Source organism: Peribacillus cavernae, from assembly GCF_003989135.1.
GTDB lineage: Bacteria > Bacillota > Bacilli > Bacillales > DSM-1321 > Peribacillus > Peribacillus cavernae.
Window position 1 is genome coordinate 1 of record NZ_RYZZ01000051.1, and the last position, 4,806, is coordinate 4,806.

Annotated in this window: 2 protein-coding genes and 1 pseudogene; all 3 read left to right on the forward strand. The window is 34.3% G+C overall.

The window, feature by feature from the left end:
• The first annotated feature begins 232 nt into the window (after positions 1-232).
• A complete protein-coding gene (locus ELQ35_RS21780; protein ID WP_126867276.1) occupies positions 233-2,011 on the forward strand; it encodes an ATP-dependent nuclease in 1,779 nt (592 codons plus the stop codon).
• Positions 1,992-3,818, forward strand: coding sequence for a UvrD-helicase domain-containing protein (locus ELQ35_RS21785; RefSeq protein ID WP_126867277.1), 1,827 nt, complete (start codon positions 1,992-1,994; stop codon positions 3,816-3,818). Before ELQ35_RS21780 ends, ELQ35_RS21785 begins: the two co-directional genes overlap by 20 nt.
• Positions 3,819-3,950: 132 nt before the next feature.
• Positions 3,951-4,806, forward strand: a pseudogene (locus tag ELQ35_RS21790) (ISL3 family transposase); the annotation flags it as partial.

Sequence of the window (4,806 nt, forward strand, 5' to 3'; positions counted from 1 at the left end):
ATCTTTTCTGTCTAGTTAAGTGTAACCTATCCAGTTTTAGTAAGCTTTTTTATTAGTCGCTGTAGATCTTTTTTTTTGCCTTTGAACAGGGATAAAGAAGTGGATGATTCAATTTTCAGCTTTCCTTACAGATACCTCAATTATATATTCACTAGATATATTATTTCATGCTCGATATACTAAATATAAAGAAGATTTTTACATTGGAAAACGTGTAGGAGGAACCAGGATTATGTATATCAACAAAGTGAAAATAAGTAATTTTAGAAATTTTAAAGAAACAGAAGTTGAATTAGGAAAACAAATGGTTATTGTTGGGGAAAATAAAGTTGGAAAGTCTAACTTCATGCATGCGCTAAGACTGGTTTTAGATCCAACTTTATCTGAATCAAGCCGTTTATTACAGCTTTCAGACTTTTGGGATGGTCTTACTCGACCATTAAATGACGAAGAAATAAGAATAGATATTGAACTTACTGAGTTTGAACAAGATGATAAATTAAAATCTGTCCTTTCTGCTTTTTTAGTGAAAGCTTCGCCATTAACTGTAGGCTTAACGTATAGATTTTTTCCCGAAGATGAAAACGGAAATAAAATTTATAATTTTAAAGTTTATGGAACAGAAACAGAAAATATTTTTAGTTATGAACAAAGGAAATGGTTACCGCTTGAGGTGTTATCAGGGTTAAGAGACACCGAGAGTGATCTATCAAATTGGAGAAAATCTCCTTTAAGGCCTTTAATTGAAAGAGCAATCGAAACGACAGATAAGCAAGAACTAGAGAACGTTGCTGAGGAAATTACTCGTTCAACAGATTCTTTGAAAGAATTGGACGAAATTGGATCATTAACTGAAAGAATAAATACTCAATTAGAAAATATTGTAGGAGATAGACATTCGATAGAAACCAGCCTAGGTTTTTCTCCTGCTGATGCTTCAAAACTTTACCGTGCAATAAAGATGTTTATTGATGATGGAAATAGAGGAATTAATGAGGCCAGCTTAGGGTCTTCCAATTTGCTTTACTTAGTGCTAAAGCTTCTTTCGTTAGAGCAATATGTAGATGAAAATGAACGTGCTCATACTTTTTTAGCTATTGAAGAACCAGAGGCACATCTACATCCTCATTTACAAAGATTACTTTACAAATATTTGTTGAATCACGATAAGTTGATAGTTGAGGGTTCTCAAGAGCAGCATCAAATTCATAGTGTTTCTAATATTTTAACAACGCACTCACCTCATATTGTAAGTGTTGCTCCATTAAAATCTATCGTTTTATTAAAAGAAATGCACGGAGAAGATAAATCTACAAAAATAGTCTCTACTGCAAAAATTTCTTTAGGTGATAAAGATGTGAAAGATTTGGAGCGCTACATTAATGTCACAAGAGGAGAAGTTCTTTTTTCTAAAGGGGTAATATTAGTTGAAGGAGACGCTGAAGAATTTCTATTACCTTCACTGTCAGAATTGCATGGAATTGATCTTGATAAACATGGAATCACTGTGTGCTCGGTATCTGGCACCAATTTTCTTCCATATATCAAGCTTTTGGGGAGTGAAGGATTAAATATCCCTTTTGCAATTCTTACCGACTATGATCCAAGAGATACGCTACCTCTAATTCATAATCGCTTAATAAAATTATTAAATTTTATAGATAAAGAATATGAATATAAAGATTTAGGAACTGAAGATCTAATTACCTTTGGAAAAGAATTTGGTATTTTTACAAATAGCCACACTTTAGAGGTGGATCTATTTGATACAATGCCTGATGAAATTACAGAAACCTTAACTGAATTGACAACAAATAGTAGGGCAATCAGTAGAGCACAAGGTTGGAAGGTAGCAAGTAGTATTAAAGGAGATGAAAAAAGCTATCTTTCCGACATAGAAAATATTGGTAAAGGAAGATTTGCTCAGAGATTATCGACTAATCTTACAAATTCATCAGTTGTTCCTGAGTATGTGAATGGAGCCTTAGATTATGTCATCGCTAGAGTTTGACAAGGTACTTTATAGAGAAGCTTCTAAAGATTTATCAAATAATGAAGAACAACTAAAGGTTTATGATTCTACAGGGAATTGTGTCGTTCTTGCGGGTCCAGGTAGTGGAAAGTCTAAAATTCTTACATTAAAGTTAGCTAGAATCTTGAATGAAGATATAGAAGCACCTCAAGGAGTTGCTTGTTTAACTTACAATAAAGAATGCGCTAGAGAACTAAAAGAGAAGCTATACAATTTAGGAATCATTGAATCATCTACAATTTTTATTGATACTGTACATTCTTTTTGTTTAAATCATGTGATTAGACCATACAGACATTTAGCGAACACTAATTTACCAAAAGAAATTAAAGTTGCTACTTCAAGGGAAGTAAGAGAAACAATGCTTCGAACATTCAACTTAACTATTGGAAAGAATGAACGATATACTTCAAGCTGGTCAACAGCGTTTAATGTTTATAGAAGAACGTTTATAGAGAGGAAATCATCCGAATGGAAAACTAACGACAGCGATATAGCAGAATGGATTCTTAATTACGAAAACTCATTAAGACATCAAGGGTTAATTGATTTTGATGATATGGTTTTGAATGGGTTGTGGATGATTGAGGAGAATCAATGGATTCAAGGATTACTTCAAGCTAAGTTTCCTGTTATAGCAGTTGATGAGTATCAAGATTTAGGTGCATCGTTGGATAGAATAATAAGAGTTCTCTGTATAGAAAATGACACTCGTCTTTTAGCAGTTGGGGATCCTGATCAATCAATATATGGGTTTACAGGAGCTCAACCTAGTTTATTAAATGACCTTGCTGATCAATCAGGTGTATTAAAAATTAGACTAAAAAAGAATTACAGATCAAAGGGAAATATTGTTAAGGCATCGATTGCTTCGTTATTAGAAGAAAGAGATTTTGTTTCAAGCAGAGATGAAGAAGGAAGTATTAAGTTTTATGGAATTAGGGACGGTATAGATGCGCAATGTGATTATATTTGCAAAGAAATAATCCCTAAAATTCTTACTTTAGATCCTTCCAGTACGCTTGGGGATATTGGAGTGTTGTACATTGATAAAAATGATGGGGATCGAATTGCTGAGAAAGTAGCAAAAGAAGGTCTACAATATATTCGAGTGGATGGAAATGCTCCTTACAATAAAAATCAGCTAACTGTGTGGATAGAAAACTGTGCAACGTGGTGTTCGGGAGGATGGTTAAAGGGAAGTCCCCAATTTTCTGAAATTGAGCGTACTTTCAGTTCATTTTTTTCAAATTCAAATATTTCAGAAGTAAAACTAGAAAGTAAGAAATTAAATCTATTCAAATTTTTATTTCGAAGCAGAGATGTTGAACTTAAACTAATTGATTGGCTTGATGAATTTAATAATAGTATTGTTTCCGAATTATTAGATTGTTTTACTGAAGAGCCAGATATAGTAAAAGAATATGATAAATTAATTGAATCGGCAAAAAATGGACAACTAAAAGACTTTAAAGTATCCTCTTTATCTCGACAAGTAGGATCTAAAAGTCATTTAAATTTATATACGTTGCATAGTTCTAAGGGATTAGAGTTTAAGTATGTCATTATGTTTGGTTTGGAGCATGGAAGGATACCTTGGTTGAATGCTCGTGAAGATAAGATAAATGAGTCAAGGAGATTATTTTACGTAGGTCTAACTAGAGCAAAAGATGAAATTCATTTACTATGTTCAGGATGGTATTATGATTACTATGATAGGTATCAAAATTATGGGCCATCTAACTTTGTCTTAGAACTTAAAGAGTTTGTAGATAATAATTTGTAAATCGAATACCTTGCTTTTTGGTGTTGCGCTTAATATTACAAGCTTCCTCGCTAAATAGTATTTGTTTAAAGATTCATAGGGCAGTCCATACTGGATAATAACTTTAAAAATATTATCCGAGGTGGCCTATAGATGAGAGACTTTAACGAGGATACTGTGTTTCAAAAAGCATTAAAAATTGAAGACCCCTGGTATGTAATTGACTATGAATTGAATCAAAACGATCAAATTCTGGACGTTTATTTAGATTTTAAACGTGGTGCGACATTTGCCTGTCCGAACTGTGGTGCTTCCCATGCGAAGGTCCATGACATTGTTGACGATGATCGAACTTGGAGGCATATGGATTTCTGGCAGTATAAGACGGTACTCCATGCACGTTATCCTAGAGTACATTGCCCTTCTTGTGGGAAAATCCGAACAGTGATCATAGACTGGTCACGCCAAGGCTCTGGTTTTACCTGGTTATTCGAGGCCGAAGTTATGGAGCTCATGAAAGAAATGCCAGTAGCTGCCGTAGCTCGAAAAGTAGGCGAACACGACACGCGTTTATGGCGTGTTTTCCATTATTATGTCGAACGAGCGATGAATCAAATGGACTTTTCTACAACATCAAGAATTGCCGTTGATGAAACCTCAAGCCGACGTGGACATAAATATGTAAGCCTGATTGTAGACATTGATACTAAAAAGGTACTGTTTGCGACAGAAGGGAAAGACTCTTCCGTTTTGAAAAAGTTCTCAAGCTTTCTCCATGAAAAAGGGAACCATTCAGTTTCCAAAGGCACATATCACCTTTGACAAATTCCACGTAATGAAACTGGTAAACGAAGCCTTAGATCACGTGCGCAGACAGGAACAACATGAACAGCCGGCCCTCAAGAAAACGCGTTATTTATGGCTAAAGAATCAGAATAACTTACATGCTGAACAACAAGAAACCGTATTGAAATTAAAAGATACGAATATGAAAACGGCCAGAGCTTAC